Here is a 20,783-nt window from a genome sequence, read left to right on the forward strand (position 1 = left end):
GATGACTCACCTACCCTATGCCGACGCGCTGTGCGCGTTGAAGCAACCCTATTGCGCGGATTCAGCCGCGCCCGGTCTGTTTGATCGGGCGATGAAGGAAATCAGCCGCTTTCACTGCGACCACACCCCGGGTTACGCCCATTGGCTCAACGCCCATGGATTGGCGCCGCAAGACCTCGACAGTCTTGATGACTGGTCGCGTCTGCCGCCGATCTTTGCCAGTTTCTTCAAGCAACACTTGCTGCTCAGCAGCACGGGGGCGGACGCCCTGGAACTGACCTCGTCGGGCACCAGCGGACAGAAAAGCCGGATGCGTTACGACGAACGCAGCCTGGCGCGGGCGCAGTTCATGGTTGCGCAGATATTCCGCCATTACGGTTGGGATACTCCGGATACGCCGTGCAACTACCTGCTGCTGAGCTACGAACCCGAGGGTCACATTACGCTCGGGACTTCGTTTACCGACCAGTTTCTCTGTCGGTTCGCCCCGGTCAATCGCGTGGTTTACGCTTTGCGCAACACCGGTAGCGGCCATCAGTTCGACGTATTCGGTGTCATCGCCGCATTGCAGTCATTCGCTGAAGAAGGTTTGCCGGTACGGATTTTCGGCTTCCCGGCGTTTCTCTGGCAGACCCTGCAACGCATGCAGGCTACCGCTGTACAGGATGTGCAATTGCCCGCCGGTTCGCTGGCCTTTTTTGGCGGCGGCTGGAAAACCCAGGCTGCGCAGGAAATTCCTAAACAACAGTTTTATGCCCATATCCATCGGCAATTGGGCATCGAACCCGCCCGCTGCCGCGACGGTTACGGCGCTGTCGAGCATGCGGTGCCTTACATCGAATGCGCCCGTCACCGCTTTCATGTGCCGGTGTATTCGCGGTTGCTGATTCGCGATGCGGCGGATTTTTCTCTGCTGCCCTATGGCCAACAAGGCCTGCTCGGCTTCGTCTCGCCTTACATCTCATCAAGCCCGGCCCACGCCGTGGTGATGAGCGACCTTGCCACGCTGCACCCGGGCGCAAGTTGCGGCTGTGGATTGACCAGCGACTGGTTCGAACTGCACGGCCGCGCCGGCACCACGGCCGGCAGAAGCTGCGCGATGGCCGCCGCCGAATTACTGGGAAGTCACTGAAATGTATTTGATAAATGGACAACTGCACGACATTTACAGCCTCGACCAAGCGCTGCAAGACCTGCAACACAAGTTGCCCCAGCGTTTGGCGACGTCGCTAGACAGCAGCACGGTCATCAAGGCGATAACCGTTTTTGCCCAGCTGCTGCGTGACTCGCGCACGAACCTGCCCCTCGACAGCGAACAACGGCAGGCCTTGATCGATTTCTGCCAACCTGAAGCCTTGACGACCAAACGCCAGCGCGAACTCGGCGTCGCTGCCGACTCCCTGCGCCGTATCGATTATCGCCTGCCACGCTTCGAAGCCTGGCGCCCGCTCGGGCTGGTGGTGCACATCACCCCGGCCAACGCGCCGCTGCTGGCCTTTTGCGCGGTGGTGGAAAGTCTGCTCGCCGGCAACGTCAACTGGTTGCGCCCCAGCCGCAGCGATCAAGGCCTGACGGCGCGACTGTTGCGCGCGTTGGTGAACTGCGATGCGAGCGGACAACTGGCCGGTCACGTGGCGGTGATTCCAGCGAGCACCGAGCAGATCGGCCAATTATGCAAATCGGCCAATGGTGTCGCGGCGTGGGGTGGCGAAGCGGCCTTGCAAGCCATTCGGCAACAGCTCGCGCCGGGTTGTCGCTGGATCGATTGGGGGCATCGCATCAGCTTCGTCTATCTCACTCCTGCATCGGCTACGCCAGAGGCGCTTGATGCCGTCGCCGACGAAGTTTGCCGACTGGATCAGCAGGCCTGCTCCAGCCCGCAATGGCTGTTGGTGGACAGCGACGACACGCAAGTCTTGCGCGATATCGGTGAACGCCTGGCGCAGGCCCTGCAACGACGCGCCGCACAGTGGCCGGCACTGGTGCCGACACGCCAGGAAGCTGCGCAAATTACCACGCACACGCAGATGGCCCGCCTCGGTCAGAGTTTTGCCGGTCACACCGGGCAAGTGTGGAATGGCCCAGGCTGGCGGGTGATCTGGAGCCATGATCGGCAACTCGCACCTTCACCGCTGTTTCGCAGCGTATTGCTGCACCCGCTGCCGCAGGCGCTGCTGCCCGCCACCTTATTGCCGTGGCGCAACGTCCTGCAAAGCTGTGCGCTGGTATGCGCACAACCGCAGATTGTCGAGCTTACCCATGCGTTGATCGCTGCCGGAGTCACGCGGATCGCACCGATCGGCAACATTCACGAGGGGTACGAGGGTGAACCCCATGATGGCGTCTATGCGCTGCAACGTTTGAGTCGACGGGTATCGGTGAGTCTGGCGGCCATGCAACTGCCGAATCAGGCCAGTCTCGATCCAGCACCATCAGCGGCGACGCCGTGCGCTGCGATCATGGACAAAGAAGCCTTCGTCGCCCAGCCCATCAACGATCAGGCGCAGTTGTATTTCCGCTCTGGAGGCAGCAGCGGCACCCCTGCTCTGGCCGGCTACAGCTATCGCGACTTTGATCGGCAGATGCGCGCGACCGCTGATGGCCTGTTCGCTGCCGGTCTGGATCCAGCACAAGACCGAGTCATGAACCTGTTCTTCTGTGGCGGGCTGTACGGCGGTTTTCTCAGTTTCAACAAAGCGCTGGAATTGCTCGAGGTGACGCACCTGCCCATGGCCGCCCCTGCTGATGACGATTATCGGGAGATTGCCCAATTGATCATCGACCAACGGGTCAACGTGCTGGTCGGTATGCCCGGCACCCTGCATCGTCTGTTCCTCAATGAACAGGAGCGTCTGCGTGCTTATGCCGGAGTCGAAAAGGTCTTTCTCGGTGGCGAGCACCTGAGCGATCAGAACCGTGAATTGCTGCGCAGTTGTGGCGTCTCGACCATTCGCTCGGCGATTTACGGCAGCGTCGACGCCGGTCCGCTTGGGCATGCCTGCGAGGATTCCGCGGATAGGGTTTTCCATCTGATGAGCGAGATCCAGCAGTTGGAGATTGTCGCGTTCGATGAGGATGTGCCGGTGGCCGATGATCAGGTGGGCCGGCTGCTGGTGACCTCGCTCGCCCGCGAGGGTGGTCAGCGCGTGCAGCGTTATGAGATTGGCGACAGCGGACGCTGGCTCCCGGGCGTCTGCGCCTGCGGGCTGAAGTCGCCCCGCTTTGAACTGTTGCAACGCCACGGCAAGTTGTTGCGTATCGGCACTGACTTTATCTCCCTGAGCGAATTGGCGTCACGGCTGCAAGTGCCGTTTCAGTTGCATCTGGACCACAGCGCCGAGGGCGTCGAGCGCATGCAACTGCATTGCGAACTTACAGCCGCCACCGTTGAAACACGTCTCGCCGATTACCTGACCCTGACGACCATCATCGACAGCGGATTGCTGGTGCTGCAGATCGAGCAATGCTCGCCCGAACACTTCGCTCGAAACAAACACAGCGGCAAGACGCCGCTGGTCATTGACTCCCGCCGCTGACGCTTGCCGTGAGCTGGCTCATTCGAATCAAGAAGAACACACCGTGAAAACAACCGACTCGATTAGCGAATTAACGGGTTTCGCCCGTGAGCATTCGCCCTACTACAAGAACAGTCTCGCCAACACCCCCGAGGCGATAAGTTCACCGTGCGAACTGCCACTGCTTGATCCGGCAGACTTCTGGAAAGACAGCGCGGATCTCGCGCAATGGCCGGTCCTGACGGCCCCCATTGGGCACGCCTTGGTGTTCAAGACCGGTGGATCAACCGGCGGTGGCAGGTTGTCCGTGTATGCCCGCACGGAATGGCAGCGCACGGTGGAAGATTTCGGCCGCAGTCTGAGCGAGCAGTTCAGCCCCGGGGACCGTGTCGCCAACCTGTTTTTCGCCGGCGACCTCTACGCCAGTTTTCTGTTTATTCATGACTCACTCGCCCATGTTCAAACAGCTGTCAGCGAGTTTCCGTTTACCGGCGAGGTTGTTCCACCGAAGTTGGCCGATGCCATCAACCAGCATCGGATCAATGTACTGGCTGGCGTGCCCGCGCAATTACTGACCTTCGCCAGTTGGCTCAAACAACGCGGCCTTACGTTGCCCCTGGTTGATAGCGTGCTTTACGGCGGGGAGAGCCTGTTTGCCTCACAACGCCAGCTCCTTGAGCAAGTGCTGCCCAACGCGCGCATTGCCTCGATCGGCTACGCCAGCGTCGACGGCGGATTTATTGGCGCCAGTCATCCTGACTGCGTCGAAGGAGAACATCGCACACCCGACGGTCACGTCCTGTTGGAGATTATCGATCAGCACAGCGGCGCAACGATCGAGGCCTGCGATCAAACCGGTCTGCTCGTATTGACCAATCTGCATCGCCGCTTGATGCCGCTGATCCGCTATCCCGTCGGAGATCTTGCGTGCTGGCGCGAACCGCCGGGCACTGCACAACGCAAATTCGCCCTGAGGGGACGCAGCGGCAATAGCCAGCGGGTGCGGGTCGGCATTCTGTCGCTGATGACCGATGAAATCAGCGAAAGCGTACGGAGCATTACTGGCAGCGACGATTGGCAATTGCTGATCGAACAAGCCAACAGCGCAGATGTGTTGACGTTGAAATATGCAGTCATCGAACGATCGGCTCGCATCGACGAGAAACTTGAGGCCCGCTTGATCGAACTGTACCCGCCGATCGCGCAACTGCGGGCTGAGCGGTTATTGGAGCTGCGCATCCAGAGTTGCCGGTTCGAGGATTTGGCGCGCCATCCTCGCGCAGGGAAAAGCCTGCGGATCGTCGACTTGCGCTGCTATGGCCCGGACGAGAGGGAGGTGCGTGATGGAGTCGTTGATTCTGCGCAATTACCGTGACACCGACGCCAAGGCCGTCAGCCAGCTGTTTCGCGAGGTCTACGGTGATCATTACGTGCAAACCGACGTTTACATGCCCTGCCTGATCAATCAGAACCACGCCGACAAACGCTGGCATTCACTGGTTGCAGTGGAGGGTGAGCGGATTCTTGGTCATGCCACTTTGTATCGGCAAAGCGAAAGCTCGCACGATGCCGAACTGGCCTTGAGCGTCGTACATCCCGATACCCGTGGAAAGAACATTGCCACGCGGCTGGGCGGACAACTGCTGACTCATGCGCAGGCGTTGGGTTGTCGCAGCGTCTCGATCAAACAGGTCACCCATCACCCTTACACCCAACGCATGGCTATCAACCTCGGTTTTCACAACACTGGATTGTTGCCGGACTATGTCCGCTCACCCTTTGGCTGCAAAAAACCCGAGTCGATCGTGTTGGGTGTACGTGCTATCGATGGCTATCAACGGCCATTGCCAGAACAGGCATGGCCAGCCAGTTGCCGCCCCTTGATGGAGCGTCTGAGCGCTGTGTTCGGCGTCGGGGCTGATGCAGGACGCTGGCGCGGAGCTTCGGTTCAGGTCCAGCAGCACGGCAGCCGCCATGAAATGTGGCTGGAAAAACTCAATCCGGAACTGCTCGACCAGTTGCGATCACTGCCCGGGCATTGGCTGGTTTCGATTCGTCTACAGCTTTCGCGACAGTTTGCCGTGGATCTGCACAGCCTCAACGCCATCGGTTTTGCTTTCACCGGCCTGGCGCCTGCACAGGATAACCGAGGGGGATGGCTGGCGCTGTTTCATCGTGGCTACCGCACGCGCAGGCTGACATTGCATTGTCCGCACATGCAGCAGTTGCATGACCAGGCACAACGTCACATCACTCGGCAAGCCGTGCCGGCGGCGTAAACAGCATGAGCCCGCACACGGATGAGCGGGCATCATCAGCAGACGTTACGCCTTTGCCTTCAGGCCTTTGTCGGACGGAACTGCCGCATTGCCTTCGCCATAGGTCTTGAGATTCTGCAGGACGTAAATGGCTTTCTTGAATTCGGGGATCAGGCTCTTGCCGTAGTAATTGCCATTGAGACTGTTGGTCTGGATGGCATCGAGCTGAGTGGCGAAATATTCCAGCGCGTTGAACTTGGCCTCCGGGTCTTTCTGCACGCCGAAGCGGTCGAATTTGTCGCCGGCATTGAGCAAAGTGATCGAGGTGATCTCGGAAATCAGGCCGCGCCCGCGCAGGAATTCGCTGAGGTTGCCCAACTGCTTGACGGAAACGTTGGCCGGGTCGAAGCCCTTGATCTGCTTGCGCAAACCCTGCTTATCCATCTCCGCCACATTCAGCGCATTCGGATCGTTGCCGACCAGCGTCAGCATCTGCTGCACTTTGACGCTCTGCGAAACCTGCTTTTTCGCGCCGGTATCACGGACCATTACGCCTGCCTTGCTTTCCCAGGCGCCGGTATAGCCGATCGTCATGCGAGGATTCCTTGTGCGATGAGCATGAAATGTCCTTGTTCCAACCAATTGAATGGGCGCGAGTATCGGCCGATGCACCTGATCGCACCAAGTCTTTTGTGCGCTTTTTTACAAATCTCGTACATTCGTGACACAAGCCTGCAGCCCGTAAACATTGGTTCAGAGCCGTCATTTTGATGTAACAAACGTGGCGATCCGGGGGTTTGTACCCATCCCGATACCAACCGGTCATCGCCCAGCGTGGTTTCGGCGCGCGAGCACCTAAAGCTTCGGCCCGCAACGACGATACGCTGTGATACCCGCCCTGTTTTATTCCTGCCCTCCAACAAAAAAGCCGCTCAAGGATCAGTTCCATGCCCGCACTGCGCACTATTCAGGCTCGCTACACGCTGTTTCTGATTCTGTTCATCCTGCTGTTGTCCGTGCTGACCGTGGTCGGCATCAGCCAACTGGTGGCACCGACCCTGCGCGATACCGAAGAGAAAGTCGTGCTCAACCGCATCGCCGAAGTCGCCGTGCAGATTCAGGGCGAACTGAACAAGGTCCAGGCGCAGCAACGCAGCATCACTCAGACCATCCCTCTGCTCGACAGCGCCGCCATCGACACGGTGTTGCCAGGGCTGGTGGATCAGTACGGCGAACTGAAAGTCTTCGGCGGCGGCATCTGGCCGTTGCCGGGCCAGCGTGAAGCCGGGCGCAACAAGTTCAGCACTTTCTGGCACCGTGACGCCTCTGGCCAACTCAAGGTCAACACGTTCTGGAACAGCGATGCGGCGCCCAACTATTACGACCAGAGCTGGCACAAGGGCGGCATGGCCACTCCGCGCGGCCAGTGCGCGTGGGCCGCTGCCTATAAAGACGACGCCAGTGCCGAGCCGCGCACCAACTGCGCCATGGCCATCTACAAGAACGGCAGCGCCTGGGGCGTTTCGACCATCGACGTGACCCTGGGCTTCTTCAACGATTTGGTGGCGCGCAAGGAAAAGGACCTCAACGCCGAAATGCTCATCGTCGAGGCTGACGGCAAGATCATCAGCAACAGCTCGCGCATCAGCGGCCCGATCGTGCTGAAGAACATCAGCGAACTGGCGGCCAGCTCAACCTTCGTCAATCAGATCAAGACCGGCCTGCAGAATCGCGATACAGCACAACGCGTCGAGTTCGATAACAACGGTGAAGACGCCACCTTCTTCATGCGCCCTATCGAGGGCACACCGTGGTTCCTCGCCACCGCCCTGCCGACCAAGATGCTCACTGCCCAGCGCGACGACGTGCTCCATAGCCTCAGCCTGATCCAGATTCCGCTGGTGATCCTGCTGGTGCTATTGCAGGTTTACGCGATTCGCAAACTGGTGCTGCGCATGAAAGCGCTGAAGGCCAACATTGATTCGCTGTCCAGCGGTGACGCCGACCTGACCCGCCGCATCACCATTCGCGCCGAAGACGAACTGGGCGCCATCGGTCACTCGGTCAACACCTTCATCGCCTATCTGCAGAACATGATCGGCGAAGTCACCCAGGCCACCGGCGCCATGGCTTCCAGCCTCGACAACCTGCAGCGCACCTCGGCACATACCGGCCAGATTCTGCTGCGTCACGCTTCGGAAACCGATCAGACCGTCACCGCCATCAACGAAATGAGCTCGACTGCTGAAAGCGTCGCGCAAAACGCCGCTGAAACCGCTGCATTCACCCAGCGTGCCAATGAGAACGCAGACCGCTCGCGCGTCGTGGTGGGTGAAGCGACCAACAGCGTGGTCGCGCTGATCGACGAAGTGGCCAGCGCTACACACAAAGTTGAAAACATGCAGCAGGACGCCCAGCGCATCACCGAAATCCTCGGCGTCATCGGCGCGATTGCCGGGCAGACCAACCTGCTCGCCCTCAACGCCGCGATTGAAGCGGCCCGGGCCGGTGAACAGGGTCGCGGCTTTGCGGTGGTGGCGGATGAAGTCCGCGCCCTCGCCGCCCGCACTCAGGCCAGCACCTCGGAAATCAACGAAATGTTGACCCGTCTGACCCAAGGCGTGAGTTCGTCGGTCAGCGCCATGGAAAACACCCAGGCCAGTTGCCAGTCCGCTGCTGACGCCACCGCCCGAGTCAACTCGGGGCTGGACGAAATGGCCGGTTCGGTCAGCCATATCAACAGCCTCAGCACGCAGATCGCCACCGCCGCCGAACAGCAAAGCGCAGTGACCGAAGAGATCAACCGCAGCATGGTGCAGATTCGCCACATGGTCGATGAACTGGTGCAGAGCGGCCAGGCCAGCGAGCTCAATACCCGGCAGTTGCTCGAAGCCAATAGCCGCGTGAGCGCGATCATGGGGCGGTTCAAGGTCAGTTAAGCCAACCGCGACCACGGGGATTTCGGCCTTTACGCCAATCCCCTGTGGGAGCGAGCCTGCTCGCGAAAGCGATTTTTCAGTCACCTGGATTTGCGTCTGATCCAGCGCATTCGCGAGCAGGCTCGCTCCCACCATTGTTCGAATGTCTTGTAGCAACTGGAAACACTCAGTTGATGCCGGGATGGAAAAACCGGTCAAAATGCGCTCTTGCTGACCTTCACCGAGTCGAGAGCCCATTCCCATGCGAAGCCAACTGCGTCTGCTCGCCCTGAGCACCCTGTTCATCTCCTCCCTGGCGCAAGCCGCCGAACTGATCCCGATCGAAGTGCACCGCGATGCCAATTGCGGCTGCTGCAAAAAGTGGATCAGCCATCTCGAAGCCAATGGCTTCAAAGTCGAAGATCACGTCGAAAGCGACATGAGCAGCTTTAAACAGCAGCACGGCGTACCACCGCGTCTGGCGTCCTGCCACACGGCGGTCATCAATGGCAAATTCGTTGAAGGTCATGTGCCGGCCGATCAGGTGCTTGCGTTGAGCAAGCGCGACGATCTGCTGGGTGTGGCAGCGCCAGGCATGCCGATGGGCTCGCCGGGCATGGAAATGGACGGCATGAGCGATGCGTACCAAGTGATCGGTCTGAAGAAGGACGGCGCCGACGTGGTGGTGGCGGACTACCCGGCCCGTTGATGGGTGCGGCTTACTTCGGCCTGTTCTTTGCTGCGTTTGGTGCGGCGACGTTGTTGCCATTGCAATCCGAGGCGCTGCTGGTCGGCCTGATCGTCAGCGAGCGTTACTGGCTGTGGGGTTTGCTCGCGGTAGCGACGCTGGGCAACGTACTCGGCTCGCTGGTCAACTGGTGGCTGGGCCGTGGCATCGAACGGTTTCAGGATCGACGCTGGTTTCCGGTCAGCCCTGGGCATATGGCCAAGGCACGCAAGCACTATGAGCGCTATGGGCATTGGTCGCTGCTGCTCAGTTGGCTGCCGGTGATCGGCGATCCGCTGACCTTGATAGCAGGCGTCATGCGCGAACCGCTCGGGCGCTTTCTGTTGATCGTCACCCTTGCCAAAGGCGCGCGCTATGGCGTGCTGGCCTTGCTGACACTTGGCTGGCTAGGTTGAACCAACCCTCAGTGTGATTGCCTTTGTTTAACGTCGGCGTAATCCCGACCTTCCAGAGTCGGCCAATTTTCAAGGAGTTTGTGCTTATGTCCGTCACGCTTTCCCGCTGGCTGCCCGGCCTGGTCCTCAGCGCTGCCTTGCCGTTAATGGCGCACGCAGCCACTGAAACCGTTGCCGCCGAAGGGCCTGCCTATGGCCCGGAGCTGCAAGGTTTCCAATACCCGTACACGCTTAAACATTTCGCCTTCGAATCCCAAGGCCAGAAGCTGCAAATGGGCTACATGGACGTCGCCGCCAATGGCAAGGCCAACGGCCGCACCGTGGTGCTGATGCACGGCAAGAATTTCTGCGCAGCGACCTGGGACAGTTCGATCAAAGCCCTGAGCGACGCCGGCTACCGCGTGATTGCGCCGGACCAGATCGGTTTCTGTACCTCCAGCAAACCTGCGCACTATCAATACAGCTTCCAGCAACTGGCCACCAACACCCAGCAATTGCTCAAGGCGTTGGGCATTCAGAAAGCCACTGTGCTCGGCCACTCCACCGGCGGCATGCTCGCCACCCGTTATGCGCTGCTGTTCCCTGAGCAGGTTGATCAACTGGCAATGGTCAACCCGATCGGTCTGGAAGACTGGAAAGCCCTCGGCGTTCCGTATCGCACCGTCGATCAGTGGTATCAGCGTGAATTGAAGGTCACGGCCAAGGGCATTCGCGATTATGAGCGCACCACCTATTACGATGGCCGCTGGAAGCCGGAATTCGATCGTTGGGTCGACATGCTCGCCGGCCTGAGCAACGGTCCGGGCAAGACCCAGGTCGCGTGGAACTCGGCGCTGATCTACGACATGATCTTCACCCAGCCGGTGTACTACGAGTTCAAGGATCTGAAGATGCCGACCCTGTTGCTGATCGGCACCTCCGACACCACCGCCATCGGCAAGGACCTCGCGCCGCCGGAAGTGAAAGCCAAAATCGGTCATTACGAGGTGCTTGGCAAACAGGTCACCAAGCTGATTCCGCAGTCGACGCTGATCGAATTCCCGGGCATGGGTCATGCGCCGCAAATGGAAGAACCGGAGAAATTCCATCAGGCGCTGCTCGGCTGGCTGGGCAAGACTCCTTCCGTTCCTTGATGAGGCAAGCCGATGACGGTGCAGATTGCAGTGATCGATGACTGGCAAGACGTGGCCCGCGACGTGGTCGACTGGTCCGTGCTGGAGAGCATCGGTGAAGTGACCTTTGTGCATGATTACCCGGCCGACAACGCCACACTGGCCGAGCGCCTTGGCAAGTACGAGGTGATCTGCGTCATGCGTGAACGCACGCGCTTCGACGCCGATTTGCTAGGGCGCTTGCCCAATCTGAAGTTGCTGGCCACCGGCGGCATGCGCAATGCCGCGCTGGACATGCCGGCCGCAGCAGCTCTGGGCATCAAGGTCTGCGGCACCGATAGCTACAAACACGCCGCGCCGGAACTGACCTGGGCGCTGATCATGGCGGCCACCCGTGATCTGGTGAAGGAAGCCAATGCGCTGCGGGCCGGCCAGTGGCAGCAGGGCCTCGGCGGCGATCTGCACGGCAAGACGCTGGGTATTCTCGGTTTGGGCAGCATCGGCCAGCGGGTCGCGCAATTCGGTCAGGTGTTCGGCATGCGGGTGATCGCCTGGAGCGAAAACCTCACCGCCGAACGCGCTGAACAGGCCGGCGTGACGTACGTCAGCAAGCAACAACTGTTCGAGCAGGCCGACGTACTGTCGGTGCATCTGGTGCTCAGTGAACGCAGTCGCGGTCTGGTTGATGCCCGGGCGCTGGACTGGATGAAACCGACCGCATTGCTGGTCAACACCGCACGCGGACCGATCGTCGATGAAACCGCGTTGATCAAGGCGCTACAGAAACGGCGCATTGCCGGGGCAGCGCTGGACGTATTCGAGCAAGAGCCGTTGCCGGCCCTGCACCCGTTTCGCACGCTGGACAATGTCCTCGCCACGCCGCATGTGGGGTATGTCAGTCGGCAGAATTACGAGCAGTTCTTCCGGCAGATGATCGAGGATATTCAGGGTTGGGCAGCTGGGGAGCCGATGCGTCTGTTGAACTGAGTCCATCACTTTGAAGTTGAGTTGCTTCAACCGCCCTCTTCGCGAGCAGGCTCGCTCCCACAGGTTGTACGCGGTCCAATGTGGGAGCGAGCCTGCTCGCGAAAAGGTCATCTCAGATACCACTCTGCAATACGCTCGCACCACAACGGTGCAACTCGCCCATCCCATAGCACAAAACCGTGACTGCCCAGTCACTGTTTTGGCCCACTCCGACCGAAAAACATGCCCTTCGTCGGAGCGTTTTCCCTCCTGAACCCTCGCTAACATCCCGACACAACCGATTGTCGAACAATTTACCCATTTGCCCTAACCCGCTCTAGGATCTGGCCTAGACTGATTTTTCAGTGGCCAAACCACTCGGTCATACCGACGAAAAAAAGTCGAAACTTTTGCTTCACGCCACAGGTCATCAGAACAACTGGGCGAAAGCGACTGGTGTAATCCTTGCAACGGCCTCACCACCCATTCTGCTTGCGCGTGTTGGGTCAGCATTTGCTCACCGATGCGTGGCGCCTTTGCGCCCGGCCACAGGACTTGGCCACGAAACAGCTTGTTCGAGACAAGAATCAGATCACACACGGGAGATACATATGATCAGTGCGGCATTGGATATTCAGGGAGAGCGTGCTCACCAGTCGCTTGGAGAATCGAGCACCATCAGTGTTCCCGGCAGCCGACAGATCAACGTACCCGGCACCAAGACGCTTGCTCCGGTAGCAAGCCAGAATCCCAACAAGAAAAAAGTGTTGTTCGTGACCTCTGAGATCGCCGATCTGGTCAAGACCGGTGGCCTCGGTGACGTGTCCGCCGCCCTGCCCCGGGCCATGGCCCACCTGCATGACGTGCGGGTGTTGATTCCCGGGTATCCGCAAGTGGTGCACAGCGAAAACCCGATTCACATCATCGGCGAGCTGGGTGGCCACGCCGCGCTGCCACCTTGCAAGATCGGTCGTATGGACATGCCCGATGGTCTGGTGATCTACGTGTTGATCTGCCCTGAACTCTACGAGCGTGAGGGTGGCCCTTACGGCGCCAACAACGGTCGCGACTGGCCGGACAACCATATCCGCTTCGCCCGTCTCGGCCTGGCTGCTGCCGACATCGCCGCCAACCTTGCGCAAATCCACTGGCGCCCGGATCTGGTGCACGCCCATGACTGGCCGGCTGGCCTCGCGCCCGCTTACATGCACTGGCGTGGGCAGCGCACGCCAACGCTGTTCACCATTCACAACCTTGCCTACCAGGGCGTGACCAGCCTCGGTTCCTGCCCGGAGCTGGGGATTCCCACCCATGCCCTGCAACAGGAAGGCATGGAGTTCTACGGCAAGATGTCGTTCCTCAAGGCCGGCATGGCCTATTCGAGCCACATCACCACCGTCAGCGCGACGTATGCGCAAGAAATCACCACCCCGGACTTCGGCTGCGGCCTCGACGGTTTCCTTGCCGCCAAGACCCAGCAAGGCCTGCTCAGCGGTATCCCGAACGGCATCGACGAGAGCTGGGATTCGGCGACCGACCCGCACCTGTTTGCCCCGTTCGCCATCGGCGACTGGGAAGGCAAAGCGGTCAACGCCGCCCATGTCCGTGAGCTGTTCGGCCTGAATGACTCCACCGGCCCGCTGTTCGCCGTGGTATCGCGCCTGGTCTATCAGAAAGGTCTGGACCTCACCGAAGCGGTGTCCGAGTTCATCGTGCAGAACGGTGGTCAGATCGCGATCATCGGTCGCGGCGAGCCGGAAGAAGAGCAAGCCATGCGTGAACTGGCCCTGCGCTTTCCTGGCCAGATCGGCGTGCGCATCGGCTTCAACGAAACCGATGCCCGACGTATGTTCGCCGGCAGCGATTTCCTCTTGATGCCGTCGCGCTACGAGCCTTGCGGCCTGAGCCAGATGTACGCCCAGCGTTTCGGCTCGCTGCCGGTCGCGCGCAACACCGGCGGCCTGGCCGACACCATTGAAAACGGCGTCACCGGTTTCCTCTTCGATGAGTCCACCGTTGATAGCTACAAGGAAGCCCTGAGCCGCGCGTTCAAGGTGTTCGCCTTTCCGGAACTGCTCAACGCCATGCGCTGCCGTGCCATGGCTGCACCGTTCAACTGGAGCAAAGCGGTTGAACCGTACGCCGAACTTTACGAACAACTGGTCGCCAAGGCGTTGGGTAAAGCCAGCCACAAATAACCAGGGAGTTGCAGAAAATGCCGTCAAGGACCCAAGAAACCTGGCCCCACGGCGCGATCATGCTGGATGCCGAGCACACGCAATTTGCGTTGTGGGCGCCTGACGCGTTCTACGTCAGTGTGGAACTGGAAGATGGAAAATCGTTGCCCATGCTGCCTCAGGGTGACGGTTGGTTTGTAATCAAGGCCAATTGCCCGGCGGGCAGTCGCTACCGTTACTGCATCGATGGCGAACTGGAGGTGCCGGACCCGGCCTCCAGAGCGCAGGATGGTGACCTTGACCGCCACAGCGTGGTGGTCGACCCCCATGCCTATCAATGGCGGCACACGACCTGGAATGGTCGGCCGTGGAGTGAAGCGGTAATTTATGAGTTGCACGTCGGTGCGCTCGGTGGATTTGCAGAAGTCGAACAGCATCTGGCGCGCTTGGTGGCGCTGGGCATTACCGCGATCGAACTGATGCCGCTGGCGCAATTTCCCGGTGATCGCAACTGGGGCTACGACGGGGTGCTGCCCTACGCGCCTCAAGCCTCCTACGGCACACCGGAACAACTCAAACACCTGATCGACAGCGCCCACGGCCATGGCCTGGCGGTGATTCTCGACGTCGTCTACAACCACTTCGGCCCCGACGGCAACTATCTGCATCGTTACGCCAAGGGCTTTTTCCGCGAGGACAAGCACACGCCTTGGGGCGCGGCGATCGATTTCCGCCGCCCGGAAGTGCGCGAGTTCTTCATTGAGAATGCACTGATGTGGCTGCTCGAATACCGTTTCGACGGCCTGCGTCTGGATGCGGTGCACGCAATTGAAGACCCGGATTTCCTCAGCGATCTGGCCCGGCGCATTCGCCAGCAGATCGACCCGACCCGGCACGTCTGGCTGACCGTCGAAAACGAGCTGAACCAGTCGAGCCTGCTGGAAAACGATTACGACGCGCAATGGAACGATGACGGTCATAACGCGTTGCACGTGCTGCTGACAGGCGAAACCGACGCCTATTACGCTGACTATGCAGCGCAGCCCACTGAGCAATTGGTGCGTTGCCTGAGTCAGGGCTTCGTGTTCCAGGGCCACATCACTCGCCATGGCGAACCTCGGGGCGAGCCGAGCGAACATCTGCCCTCCACCGCTTTCGTGTTGTTCCTGCAGAACCATGACCAGATCGGCAACCGCGCCTTTGGCGAACGTCTGCATCAGCTTGCCGACCCGCGTGCGGTGCAGGCGGCGACGGTGTTGTTGCTGCTGTCGCCGATGATTCCGCTGATGTTCATGGGCGACGAGTTTGCCGCCGAGCAACCTTTCCTGTTTTTCACCAGCCACCACGGTGAACTGGCGGAACTGGTGCGTGAAGGTCGGCGCAACGAGTTCGCCGCATTCAGTGCCTTTACCGATCCGCACATGCGCGAACAGATCCCTGATCCAAATGCCGAAAGCACCTTCCACGCTTCGCAGCCGCGACTGTCCGGGAGCGGCACGCCATTGCAACAGCAGACCCATGAGCTCTACCGGCAACTGCTGAAGTTGCGCCATCAGTACATCATTCCCCATCTCTCCGGGACCCAGGCTCTGGGCGCGCAAATGCTCGGCTATGGAGCGGTCAGCGCGCGCTGGCGGCTGGGCAACGGCAGTGAGCTGCGAATTGACCTGAACCTCAGTGACACGCCAGTGGTCAACCCTGCACAGACCGATACCGAGTGGCTGTTTCAACAGCCAGCCGCGATCGAACTGTCGGACCCGAACCAACTGCCGGCGTACACCGCGCTCGTCAGCCTCACGGCCGCACCCCTTTTGCACCCCCTGGATGGAGAGCGCCTATGAGCGATGCGCAACTGGAAATACTCGCCAGTCGAGCCGGCCTTGCCGTCGACTGGATCGACGCCAACGGGCGTCAGCAAAAAGTCGCTCCCGCTGTGTTGCGCAATGTCCTGATCGGACTCGGCCACCCCGCCAGCACCGCGCAAGAAATCGATGCCAGCCTGTTGCAACTGCAAGAAGTCCAGCAAGACCGCCATCTGCCGCCCCTGCTGACCTGCGACGTTGGCGTTGCCCTCGACCTGAGTCGCTACTTCACACCGGAGACGCCCTGCGAGATTCATCTTGAAGACGGCTCGCAGATGAACCTCAAGCTGGACAACGAAGCCATGTTGCCCGGCTTGATTCCGGTCGGTTACCAGCAAGTGCACATCGGCGATCAGTATTTCACTCTCGCTGTGGCGCCTGAGCGTTGTTTCAGCGTTGGCGATGCGGTCGATAGTCCGATCCCGCGCGCCTGGGGTCTGAGCGCCCAGCTGTATTCGCTGCGCCGTCCGGGTGACGGTGGTTTTGGCGACACCCAGGCGCTGGAGGAATTGGTTCGTGTAGCGGGTGAACGCGGCGCCGATGCGCTGGCGATCAGTCCGATGCACGCGATGTTCAGCTCAGACAATGGCCGCTACAGCCCTTATTCGCCGTCCAGCCGCTTGTTTCTCAATTCACTGTACGCAGCGCCGGGCAGCATTCTCGGCGAGCGCGCATTGCGTGACGCAATCGATGCCAGTGGCCTGGCCGCGCAGTTCGACCAGTTGGAAAATCTCAAGCTGATCGACTGGCCTGCCGCCGCCCAAGCCAAGCAGAAACTGCTGCAAGCCTTATATGATGGTTTCGTCGCTGGCGAGCATCCGCTGCACGCCGACTTCGCCAGTTTCCGTCATGCCGGTGGCGAAGCGCTGGAGAACCATTGTCGCTTCGAAGCGATTCAGGAAATGCGCGCCGCCCGTGGCGAAAGCCTCGACTGGCGCGAATGGCCGGAGCACTGGCACGACCCGCGCGGCGCGGCGCTGGGCGCATTTGCCGAAGAATATGCCGAGCGCATCGGTTATTTCGCCTTCTGCCAATGGCTGATCCATCGCTGCCTCGAGCGCGTGCAATCTGCCGCGCGCAGTGCCGGCATGGGCATTGGCCTGATCGCCGACCTCGCCGTCGGTGCTGACGGTGCCGGCAGTCAGGCCTGGAGTTTCCAGGATGAATTGCTCGCCTCGCTGACCGTCGGCGCGCCGCCGGACATCCTGAACCGCAGCGGCCAGGGTTGGGGCATTTCCGCGTTCTCGCCGGAAGGGCTGATCCGCAACGGTTTCCGTGCCTTCATCGAGATGCTGCGCGCCAACTTCGCCCACGCCGGAGGCCTGCGCATCGACCATGTCATGGGCCTGCAACGCCTGTGGGTGATTCCCAACGGCGCCGCCCCGGCCGATGGCGCCTATCTGTATTATCCGTTCGACGACATGCTGCGTCTGCTGGCCCTCGAGTCGCATCGGCATCAAGCCATCGTGCTCGGCGAAGACCTCGGCACCGTGCCGGAAGGCCTGCGGGAAAAACTCGCCGCGCGCTCGATTCTCGGCATGCGCGTGCTGTTGTTCGAACAGGACAATACCCGCTTCAAACCGATTCTCGACTGGCCGGATGACGCGCTCGCCACCACCAGCACCCATGACCTGCCGACACTCAATGGCTGGTGGCATGGCCGCGATATCGACTGGAACGCGCGCCTCGGTCTGGTCGATGCCAACGGCGAAATCGACTGGCGCCGGCATCGCGAGCGTGAACGCGAAGGCCTGCGCGATGCGCTGCGTCAGGATCCGCAGAACTTCCGCGAAGAGTCCCACGAAGCCGATCAAGTGGTCGATGCCAGTGTGCGTTTCCTCGGCCATACCCGCGCGCCGCTGGTCCTGCTGCCGCTGGAAGATGCCTTGGGTATCGATGAACAGCCGAACCTGCCTGGCACCACCGATTCACATCCGAACTGGTCGCGACGTTTGCCCGGTCCCAGCGAAGCGTTGCTGGACGGCCCCGATGCCGCCCGACGCCTGGAACTGCTGGCCTGCGCGCGCCTTCAAGCCTCTGAGCGTGACCAATGAATCAACAGCAAATCCAGCCACTGCGCGCCACGTTGCGCCTGCAATTTCATAAAGGTTTTACTCTCGAACAAGCGGTGCCACTGGTGCCGTACTTTGCCCGCCTCGGCATCAGCCATATCTACGCCTCGCCATTGCTGGCGGCGCGCGCCGGTTCCATGCATGGCTACGACGTGGTCGACCCGACCCAGGTCAATCCGGAGCTGGGCGGCGAGCCGGCATTGCGCCAACTGGTCAGCACCCTGCGTGAACACAACATGGGGCTGATCCTCGACATCGTTTCCAACCACATGGCCGTGGGCGGCAATGACAACCCGTGGTGGCTTGACCTGCTGGAATGGGGACGCCTGAGTCCGTATGGCGAATTCTTCGACATTCAGTGGCACTCGCCGGACCCGTTGATGGAAGGCCAATTGCTGCTGCCGTTTCTTGGCAGTGACTACGGGGTGGCGTTGCAGGAAGGCACACTCAAGCTCAAATTCAACGCGCAGACCGGGACTTTTTACGTCGAGCATTACGACCACCACTTCCCGATCTGCCCGAACAACTATGGCGAGCTGCTCAAGTCCGACGACACGCTGAAATCGCTGGCAGATCGCTTCAGTACGCTCAGTTACCAGACCGATGCTCACTCGCTGGCGATCCCGCTGAAGCAGGAGTTGCGAGAGCTGGCAAGCGATCCGCGTGTTCTGGCCACCATCGAAAGCAATGTCGCCCAATACGATTCCACCACTGACGAGGGCTTCCACAAGCTCCACGAGTTGCTCGAGCGGCAAAGCTATCGCCTGGCCAGTTGGCGCACGGCGGCGGACGACATCAACTGGCGGCGCTTCTTCGACATCAACGAGCTTGGCGGTCTGCGAGTGGAGCGCCCGGCAGTGTTCGAAGCAACCCACGGCAAGATCTTCCAATTGGTTGAAGAAGGTCTGGTCGACGGCCTGCGCATCGACCACATCGACGGCCTCGCCGACCCGCGTGGCTACTGCCGCAAGTTGCGTCGGCGTCTGGATCACTTGGCACCGGGACGTCATCTGCCCATCTATGTCGAGAAGATCCTCGGCGAGGGCGAAACCCTGCGCCGCGACTGGAGCGTCGACGGCACCACCGGTTACGAGTTCATGAATCAGCTGTCGCTGCTGCAACACGACCCGGACGGCGAACATGTCCTCGGCGAACTCTGGCAGCGCCGCACCGAGCGCCCGGCAGCGTTCATGGAAGAAGCGCAACTGGCCCGTCAGCAAATCCTCAATGGTTCGCTGGCCAGCGACTTCGAAAGTGTTGCCCAGGCGCTGCATCAGGTAGCACGTGATGACTTGATGACCCGCGACCTGACCCTGGGCGCGATTCGCCGCGTGCTGCATGCGTTGATCGTGCACTTCCCGGTTTATCGCACCTACATCAGCGCGATGGGCCGTTCCGAGCAGGACGAAGCGATTTTCCTGCACGCCATGGACGGTGCGCGGCAGACCCTCAGCGAAGCTGACTGGCCAGTGCTCGACTCGGTCGCCAGCTGGCTTGGCGGCACGCCATGGCGCCGCAAGCCACGGGGGCGCTCGCGCAAGATCCTCAAGCATGCCTGCGTGCGGTTCCAGCAACTGACCTCGCCCGCAGCTGCCAAAGCCGTGGAAGATACTGCGCTGTATCGCTCGGCGGTGCTGTTGTCGCGCAACGATGTCGGTTACAACACCGAGCAATTCAGTGCGCCGGTCAGCGAGTTCCACGAAGTCAATCAACAGCGCATGACGGAGTTTCCCGACAACCTTCTGGCGACTGCCACCCACGATCACAAGCGCGGTGAAGACACTCGCGCCCGGCTGGCCGTACTCAGTGAGCGCAGCCATTGGTACGCCGATCAGGTCGAACTGTGGCGCGCCCTCGCCCGCCCGGTGCGCATCGAAGATGACGCGCCTTCCGCTGGCGACGAACTGATCCTCTATCAGGCATTGCTCGGCAGTTGGCCGCTGGACCTGCAGGACGACGACAAGGCCGGTTTCGCCGATTACGCCAAGCGCATCTGGCAGTGGCAACAGAAAGCCCTGCGCGAAGCCAAGCTGCAAAGCAGCTGGAGCGCGCCGAATGAAGCCTATGAAAACGCGGCCCAGGCTTTCACGGAGAAGCTGCTGACCGGTGAAGAAGGCGAGTTGCTGCGTGCGGCGCTGAGCAAGACCGTCAACAGCATCGCCGCTGCCGGCGCGCTCAACGGGCTGGCGCAAACCTTGCTGCGCATGACCGTGCCGGGTGTGCCGGATCTGTACCAGGGCAACGAGTACTGGGACTTCAGTCTGGTAGACCCGGACAACCGCCGCCCGGTGGATTACGCCGCACGCGAGCAAGCGTTGCAGGCATCCGTGCCGGGTACCGAGCTGCTTAAGGACTGGCGTGACGGGCGCATCAAACAGGCGCTGATCAGTGAGGTGTTGAACCTGCGCAAGGAACACGGCGAGCTGTTCCGCCGTGGCGATTACCAGCCATTGGAAGTATTGGGCAGTCAGGCGCACAACGTCTTGGCATTCGCGCGTGAACACGAAGGCGCGCGGGCCATTGTCGTAGTGCCGGTGCGTTGCGCAACGTTGCTGGAAAACAGTGCCATCCCGCAGGTCGATGCGCTGCGCTGGGGCGATATGCGGGTGGTTTTACCGTCTGCCGCTTCGGATGCAAACCTGAAGGGACTTTTTGCTAGCAGCGTAGTCACACACAACAGGGAGCTGAATGTCAGCGAAGCGCTGGGGGATGTCCCGGTCAATCTCTTTATCCAACACTTAACACAAGCATGAGTTCAGT

Annotated in this window: 13 protein-coding genes and 2 pseudogenes; 14 read left to right on the forward strand and 1 reads right to left on the reverse strand. The window is 60.6% G+C overall.

Going from position 1 to position 20,783, the window contains the following annotated elements:
- Nucleotide 1 precedes the first annotated feature (1 nt).
- The 4 genes from AB4N48_RS11125 to AB4N48_RS11140 are packed head-to-tail and all read left to right on the forward strand — an operon-like array spanning nt 2 to nt 5,794.
- Nucleotides 2-1,132 (forward strand): LuxE/PaaK family acyltransferase, encoded by a 1,131-nt coding sequence (locus tag AB4N48_RS11125; protein ID WP_460095436.1) that lies wholly within the window; start codon nt 2-4, stop codon nt 1,130-1,132.
- A 1-nt stretch (nt 1,133) separates the two neighbouring features.
- A complete protein-coding gene (locus AB4N48_RS11130) occupies nt 1,134-3,536 on the forward strand; it encodes an aldehyde dehydrogenase family protein (protein ID WP_460095437.1) in 2,403 nt (800 codons plus the stop codon).
- Nucleotides 3,537-3,579: 43 nt separating this feature from the next.
- Complete coding sequence (locus tag AB4N48_RS11135; RefSeq protein WP_460095438.1) at nt 3,580-4,890, forward strand: phenylacetate--CoA ligase family protein; 1,311 nt, start codon at nt 3,580-3,582, stop codon at nt 4,888-4,890.
- The gene (locus AB4N48_RS11140) at nt 4,859-5,794 is read left to right on the forward strand and encodes a GNAT family N-acetyltransferase (RefSeq protein WP_095179965.1); all 936 of its coding nucleotides are present in this window, start codon (nt 4,859-4,861) and stop codon (nt 5,792-5,794) included. The genes AB4N48_RS11135 and AB4N48_RS11140 overlap by 32 nt, the downstream gene beginning before the upstream one ends.
- Before the next feature lie 45 nt (nt 5,795-5,839).
- On the opposite strand, the gene AB4N48_RS11145 is transcribed toward AB4N48_RS11140, so the two are convergent.
- A complete protein-coding gene (locus AB4N48_RS11145) occupies nt 5,840-6,367 on the reverse strand; it encodes a hypothetical protein (RefSeq protein ID WP_024012886.1) in 528 nt (175 codons plus the stop codon).
- Between the two features lie 353 nt (nt 6,368-6,720).
- Between AB4N48_RS11145 and AB4N48_RS11150 the strand changes: the two are divergent.
- The 10 genes and pseudogenes from AB4N48_RS11150 to AB4N48_RS11195 form a co-directional block, all read left to right on the forward strand.
- Nucleotides 6,721-7,803, forward strand: a pseudogene (locus AB4N48_RS11150) (cache domain-containing protein); the annotation flags it as partial.
- A gap of 381 nt (nt 7,804-8,184) precedes the next feature.
- Nucleotides 8,185-8,712: pseudogene (locus AB4N48_RS11155) on the forward strand (methyl-accepting chemotaxis protein); the annotation flags it as partial.
- Nucleotides 8,713-8,953: 241 nt separating this feature from the next.
- Complete coding sequence (locus AB4N48_RS11160; protein WP_460095439.1) at nt 8,954-9,400, forward strand: DUF411 domain-containing protein; 447 nt, start codon at nt 8,954-8,956, stop codon at nt 9,398-9,400.
- Complete coding sequence (locus tag AB4N48_RS11165) at nt 9,400-9,834, forward strand: YqaA family protein (protein ID WP_150742084.1); 435 nt, start codon at nt 9,400-9,402, stop codon at nt 9,832-9,834. The genes AB4N48_RS11160 and AB4N48_RS11165 overlap by 1 nt, the downstream gene beginning before the upstream one ends.
- An 86-nt stretch (nt 9,835-9,920) precedes the next feature.
- Nucleotides 9,921-10,967 (forward strand): alpha/beta fold hydrolase, encoded by a 1,047-nt coding sequence (locus AB4N48_RS11170; protein ID WP_460095440.1) that lies wholly within the window; start codon nt 9,921-9,923, stop codon nt 10,965-10,967.
- Nucleotides 10,968-10,979: 12 nt separating this feature from the next.
- Nucleotides 10,980-11,933, forward strand: coding sequence for a D-2-hydroxyacid dehydrogenase family protein (locus AB4N48_RS11175; protein WP_305383064.1), 954 nt, complete (start codon nt 10,980-10,982; stop codon nt 11,931-11,933).
- Between the two features lie 590 nt (nt 11,934-12,523).
- Nucleotides 12,524-14,110, forward strand: a complete 1,587-nt coding sequence (gene glgA, locus AB4N48_RS11180; RefSeq protein WP_016774645.1) for a glycogen synthase GlgA — start codon at nt 12,524-12,526, stop codon at nt 14,108-14,110.
- A 17-nt stretch (nt 14,111-14,127) separates the two neighbouring features.
- Nucleotides 14,128-15,930 carry a malto-oligosyltrehalose trehalohydrolase gene (treZ, locus tag AB4N48_RS11185; RefSeq protein ID WP_460095441.1) on the forward strand — a complete coding sequence of 601 codons (1,803 nt, stop codon included), beginning with the start codon at nt 14,128-14,130 and terminating at the stop codon, nt 15,928-15,930.
- Nucleotides 15,927-18,005 (forward strand): 4-alpha-glucanotransferase, encoded by a 2,079-nt coding sequence (gene malQ, locus AB4N48_RS11190; protein WP_095179954.1) that lies wholly within the window; start codon nt 15,927-15,929, stop codon nt 18,003-18,005. The genes treZ and malQ overlap by 4 nt, the downstream gene beginning before the upstream one ends.
- Nucleotides 18,002-20,776 carry a malto-oligosyltrehalose synthase gene (locus AB4N48_RS11195; protein ID WP_460095442.1) on the forward strand — a complete coding sequence of 925 codons (2,775 nt, stop codon included), beginning with the start codon at nt 18,002-18,004 and terminating at the stop codon, nt 20,774-20,776. Before malQ ends, AB4N48_RS11195 begins: the two co-directional genes overlap by 4 nt.
- Nucleotides 20,777-20,783 lie beyond the last annotated feature (7 nt).

The sequence above is a fragment of the Pseudomonas sp. S2_C11 genome, assembly GCF_054668395.1.